General features: G+C 58.6%; 7 protein-coding genes. 3 read left to right on the forward strand and 4 right to left on the reverse strand.

Features of this window, described 5'->3' with window-relative positions; genetic code table 11:
- Window positions 1–303 precede the first annotated feature (303 nt).
- From PHA81_RS20590 to PHA81_RS20600, 3 genes are read left to right on the forward strand one after another with little or no spacing between them, the layout of a single operon-like run.
- Window positions 304–615, forward strand: coding sequence for a DUF6516 family protein (locus tag PHA81_RS20590; protein ID WP_273838739.1), 312 nt, complete (start codon window positions 304–306; stop codon window positions 613–615).
- Window positions 599–1,078 carry a transcriptional regulator gene (locus tag PHA81_RS20595; protein ID WP_273838741.1) on the forward strand — a complete coding sequence of 160 codons (480 nt, stop codon included), beginning with the start codon at window positions 599–601 and terminating at the stop codon, window positions 1,076–1,078. The genes PHA81_RS20590 and PHA81_RS20595 overlap by 17 nt, the downstream gene beginning before the upstream one ends.
- 28 nt (window positions 1,079–1,106) lie before the next feature.
- A complete protein-coding gene (locus tag PHA81_RS20600; RefSeq protein WP_273838743.1) occupies window positions 1,107–1,565 on the forward strand; it encodes a DUF6884 domain-containing protein in 459 nt (152 codons plus the stop codon).
- Between the two features lie 730 nt (window positions 1,566–2,295).
- On the opposite strand, the gene PHA81_RS20605 is transcribed toward PHA81_RS20600, so the two are convergent.
- The 4 genes from PHA81_RS20605 to PHA81_RS20620 all read right to left on the reverse strand — a co-directional run.
- On the reverse strand, window positions 2,296–2,451 hold the full coding sequence (locus PHA81_RS20605; RefSeq protein WP_273838745.1) for a hypothetical protein: 156 nt from the start codon (window positions 2,449–2,451) through the stop codon (window positions 2,296–2,298).
- Window positions 2,452–2,472: 21 nt separating this feature from the next.
- Window positions 2,473–3,174, reverse strand: coding sequence for an RPA family protein (locus PHA81_RS20610; RefSeq protein WP_273838747.1), 702 nt, complete (start codon window positions 3,172–3,174; stop codon window positions 2,473–2,475).
- Window positions 3,174–4,100 (reverse strand): replication factor A, encoded by a 927-nt coding sequence (locus PHA81_RS20615; RefSeq protein ID WP_273838748.1) that lies wholly within the window; start codon window positions 4,098–4,100, stop codon window positions 3,174–3,176. The genes PHA81_RS20610 and PHA81_RS20615 overlap by 1 nt, the downstream gene beginning before the upstream one ends.
- Window positions 4,101–4,876: 776 nt before the next feature.
- Window positions 4,877–5,176, reverse strand: a 300-nt coding sequence (locus PHA81_RS20620; protein ID WP_273838750.1) for a winged helix-turn-helix domain-containing protein, incomplete at its 5' end; no start/stop codon positions are given.

A 5,176-nucleotide genomic window follows, 5' to 3' on the forward strand; every position in this document is an offset into this window, starting at 1 on the left:
TCGCAGATGGCCGCCGTGTTGAGGTCGCGGTCGGCTTCGCTGATGAGCACTTCGAGGATGCGGACCTTGGTTTCGTCCCCGAGGACATCCACGAACATGGTCCCGTCGGCGAACGCTTCGTCCGCCGTTTCGGTCTGGCTCATACATACATGTATCCGTTCTTCCAGCATAAGCCGTCCGCCTTTGTGTGCTTCACTGTCCAAATGATTGGAAACATATCGCAATCTGGTCTTCCTTATTGCTATAATGGGACAGCACAACACCTTTATTGATTGGGGTAGTAGGACAACTCAATCGGGACGAATGCCGAGAACGCCGCGCTTCCAAGACGACACCGAACTCAGCGATGGAAGCCGCTACGAGATGGTTGCGTGGGAGGTCCCGACAAGCACCGAGTACCCAGAAGGGATCAAATATGGCTTCCAGTACATGACCGCCGATGGCACGACGTTACTCCGGTACGACAACTACACTGACGCTGAAACACCCGGAAAGAGTCGCCATCACCGCCATCACTACCGCGAGGGCGTCAAAGACATCGAATTCACTGGATTGCGCGACCATATTCGCCGCTTCAAACAGGAAGTAGATCAGATCCATGACGAACGAATCTAACCACGACGGCGACCACGAGATCGAGTCGCTGGAATTCCCCGGTCCAGAGGAAGTCCCATATCCGCCGGTGCTCCGGCTCACCTCCATCCCGCACGACGAGCATCACGAGGGCACACTTGACCGCGCCGAGCGGTGGGAAGCAGGCGAGACCGTCCCACACGTGAAAAACTTCAGCGACCCCACTCGGCTGCGGAAGTTGCTCACTACTCGCCGAGTCGAGCTCATCCGCAGCATCATGGACAGCCAACCCGAGAGCATCAAGCAGCTCGCCGAGCGCCTCGACCGTGGGACGAGACAGGTCCATGACGATGTGCATCTCCTCGAAGAGTTCGACATCGTCCACCTCGAAGACGGCGAGGGTCGGGCACGCAAGCCCACCATCCCCTACGAACGTATCGAAATCGACGTTGGTATCGAGGCTCCCGTCGCTGACGACTCCGACCGCGCGCTTGCATCAGGGTGAAGCGCATGACAAATGATTTCGCGCCTGTGTGGAGATCGCCCCGCATCGTCCGATCATGGAAATCGGATTAGTGAGTTGTTCTGCCTCCAAGCGGGAGGTCCCAAGCCGGCCGAAGGACCTCTACATGGAATCAGCTCTGTTCAGAAAATCACGGCGACACTGCGAACGAAACCACGACGAGTGGTACATTCTCTCAGCAAAACATGGGTTGTTGGACCCCAACGGCCCCCGGATCAATCCATACGACGAGACACTCACGAACGCTGGTGTCGAAGCGAAGCGTGAATGGGGTAGAGATGTAGCGGATCAGCTTCGTGGACGTGAGTTGCACACCCAAATCCTCGTCTTTCACGCCGGGAAGAATTACTACGAGCCAGTTCTCGAAGCACTCGAAGAGTTGGAATATGAGATCCCGACAGAGGGGTTAGGGCTGGGCGAAAGCCTTCGCTGGTACAACCAACGCCAGAGAGAGGAGAGCAACGCATGACAAGGAAGGCGGATCTGGATGAACTGTACCAGCTCCTGGCTGACCTTCGCAAGCAAGTCGGCGGATACCGAACCCTCGGCGAGTCCACGGGACGAATGGAGTGGCCTCAACGAGGCGTGTATTTCTTTTTCGCCCCCGACGAGACGAGGGAAGCGAGCAACCAACTCCAAGTGAGTCGTGTCGGAACACACGCTGTCTCGGCAGGCTCAGGAACGTCACTCTGGGATCGCCTCCGTACTCATCGCGGAACGCTCAGTGGCACTCGTCCAGACGGTGGGAATCATCGCGGCTCTGTTTTCCGGCTCCGGGTTGGCGAAGCGATCATCAACCGAGATGGGATCGCTGACGAGTACCCCGATTAGGGAGAAGGCAGTAGTGCCTCGGCGGATATCCGGGACGCTGAATATGCATTGGAGAAACGAGTCAGCGAGTACATCCGCGAGTTACCGCTACTATGGGTAGATGTCGACGACGAACCCGGGCCAGAAAGTCAACGAGCAGCTATCGAGCGAAACACGATTGCACTCTTGAGCAATTATCGCGGTGATTCACTTGATTCGCGCGAGTCGACATGGCTTGGGACCAACAGCCCCAACCCCGAAATACGTGAGTCGGGATTATGGAACGTTGATCATACCAAGGAGCCATACTCGTCCGCGGTTTTAGAGACTCTCCGTGACTCTATTGACGAGATGTGAGCGAGAGCAGGCATCCAGAACGTGACCTCCTGTCAGTCCCAGTCAGTCCGTTCGATCGAATACCCACCGCACTCGGAACAGACCTGCCGTTGGACCCTGAAACAGGCTCCACACGACAGACACTCGTACGCGGGCGGCTCTTCCTCGTCACCCCGTGTGAACACTGCTCGCAGCTGTGTGAATGACATCAGCGAATACCCTCCGAAAAGCTACGGTTGGTCCGCTTCGGTCCCGAGTGACGCTTCACTCTCACCCGTGTCTTCGTCGGCAGGTTCGTCCGCAGTGTCGAGACTTTCCAGCGCCGCAATCGCTCCCTCCCGATACGCGCTGATCGACCCACCATACTCCTCGCGCGCCATCTGGGCGTAGTCGTTGGTTTCCGCATCGAAGCCCTGGAGCCGCTCGATCGTCTTCTCAGCAGCGTCGACCACCCAGCGGTCCCGGATCGTCTCTTCGACCCGATTGATCGATTCCGGGCGAACCGCGACATTGGTATCGCCCTCGTCGGTCTCGTAGCTCCGGGGTTTGCCCACGACTGCGACGTACGCCGGCGTCTCGATCTTCCGGAGTGTGTTCGCAGCCTCGGGCTGGTACTGGCCCGCGTAGACGTAGAACGTACCCGTAGGATCGACCACGCGACCCTGCCAGTATTCCGAGTCCGACCCGACGTCTTCGGTTTCGGTGAGCGTCCCCACGAAAAACAGCCGATTCGCCCGCTCGCCCGTCGGTAACAACGTATAGTTCGGCGCGAGTTCGTCATCGGACTCTTTGAACAGGTACGTCGCATCGTTGAACTCCTGTGCGAACACCCGCCGGGCGACCTCCCGTCCTGTCTGCGCTGTTGAACTGCCGAACGAACTCCCATCCCTATCTCCATCGTCATCGCCAGCGCCGTTCCCATTTGCACTCATTATAGTGACCTCGCTGTGATCAGGACGTTCTCAGCATCCGAGCGCGCACCCAGTTGCTCGAACTCGTTGGCGAGAACGTACCGGCCAAGCGTCGGGCCTTCGATCCGATAGTATTTCCCGAGGATCGTCTCGCTGATGTCGTCGGCGACCACTGAGGTATCCAGCGCGTCCATCGCGCGTTCTTTCGCTTCATCGAGTGAGATCCCGGCAAGCTCTTCGGTCATCTCCTGGTTGAAGATCGTTTCGTGAACTTCACGGCCGTCGTCAATCACGCCCTTCACCCGCAGGTCGAACTCGCCTTCGACCTCGCCGTGTTCCGAGCACCGGCCGTTCTGGAGCACCCGCGTACAGTCGTCGTCGGGACACCGCTTGATCAGCCCACTCCCGCTTTGCATGTCGACCAGCGCCCCCTCGATCTCGGTAGTGTTGTCGCCCACCTCGATCTCTTCGTCGGCCTGCTCGATCGTCGTCGTGCGATTGAGTTTGACCGAGAACTGGCCTTCGTATTCGTCAGTGACGACGTTCCCGAGGTGGTAGACCTCACCTTCTTCGAGCGTGTCGAGATCGGATTTCGCCCACGCGGTGAACTTGATCCGTCCACTGGCATCGCCCAGCAGGCCGACCTGGCCGATCGCATCGCTGCGTGGCTCCCACAGCTCGACCACCTTCGCGGTGATGTCGATCCACTCTTCGGCCGTCTGGATCGAGTCGAGTTCTCGGTGTTCGTTGGCGTCGTCGAGCGAGTCCTGATCGACCTCTACCTCATCGTAGTAGGTGCTGGTGACGCTCCGGCGAGCCTCGTCGATGGGGACCTGATAGTCGTTGACGAGCGTATCGAGGCGATCCTCGACTTCGTCGACGGTGAGATCGGTCTGATCGGCGAACTGGTCGTGGATGTCTTCGGCGTGCGAACGCAGATCGGGCATGAGTTGGCGTCGTCCTGCCTCCACGTGTGTTCGATGGGAGACGCCTGCGGTTGGCGACTAGCACCCAAAAACACCCGGATAGAGGAGTGAAAGTGAATCTGCTGGCACTCCACCGGCCACGTATCGTCGTCTGAGACGACATCCAGTCCGCAGAAACGGGATCGAGAACAGGATCAGGGGTGGGAATCGGCATTCAATCTGCTACGAGGATTGAGATGGTGGCTGATGCTGACGGGACGAGAACGAGCAAGCTACACCAACGCTGACAAAGCGGCTGCGGCCTTCACCGACGACGCTATCGCTTACTCCCGGTTCATCACGTTCGTGCTTCCGCATTCGGGACACTGCGTCATCGTTCCCAGTGGTGGCGAGTCAACTGAGTTCCACTCATCACTGCCGGCAGCAGCTTCGAACCCACAATTCAGGCAGCGTGATGGCACCGCTGTCGAACTACTCCGTGCCACAGTAGACCCCCGGTTTCGGCAGTGTCCCCATTGCCTCCGTCTCCGATTCCGGATCATCATCGATCTGGCCAGTATCATGTTCCATAGTAGCATGCATCACTCCCGGCTTCGTAAAGATTCCCCCGACAGGCCATCTCAGATAGTTGGCCATCAGTGACCCTCGTAGCACCCTATCTCTCGCTTCGCCACGAGCGATGAAGGAGAGGCCCGATCAGTAGGCGGTAGCTACAGGATGACTACCTGACGTACTTCACGCTCCAGTGACTTCAGCGAGATTCTCATGGAGTCACCCTCCAACAGGCGCGAGAGCGTTCAGGCGAGGACGGGTCGGTTGTCCTCGTCGAGTTCGCCGGCTTCCTCTTTGTCGGCGATGAACTCGACGAGTGCCCAGTCGAACTCCGCGAGCTTCTGGGCGGCCTTGTTCTCGCGGTTGATTTCGTACATCGGACTGTTCCCGACCGTCCGGGTTTTCGTGACGAGTTCCCACCGCCGCAGGTCCTCAATGTGGTTGTAGAAGCTACTCGTCCCAATCCCGGCCTGCTCGCAGATGGCCGCCGTGTTGAGGTCGCGGTCGGCTTCGCTGATGAGCACTTCGAGGATGCGGACCTTGGT

The organism is Halococcus sp. PRR34, assembly GCF_028617175.1.
GTDB lineage: Archaea > Halobacteriota > Halobacteria > Halobacteriales > Halococcaceae > Halococcus > Halococcus salifodinae.

Excerpts from the sequence above, each read along its gene's own strand:
- PHA81_RS20590 (WP_273838739.1), top strand. The coding sequence starts at position 304 with ATGCCGAGAACGCCGCGCTTCCAAGACGACACCGAACTCAGCGATGGA.
- PHA81_RS20595 (WP_273838741.1), top strand. The coding sequence starts at position 599 with ATGACGAACGAATCTAACCACGACGGCGACCACGAGATCGAGTCGCTG.
- PHA81_RS20605 (WP_273838745.1), bottom strand. The coding sequence starts at position 2,451 with ATGTCATTCACACAGCTGCGAGCAGTGTTCACACGGGGTGACGAGGAA.
- PHA81_RS20610 (WP_273838747.1), bottom strand. The coding sequence starts at position 3,174 with ATGAGTGCAAATGGGAACGGCGCTGGCGATGACGATGGAGATAGGGAT.
- PHA81_RS20615 (WP_273838748.1), bottom strand. The coding sequence starts at position 4,100 with ATGCCCGATCTGCGTTCGCACGCCGAAGACATCCACGACCAGTTCGCC.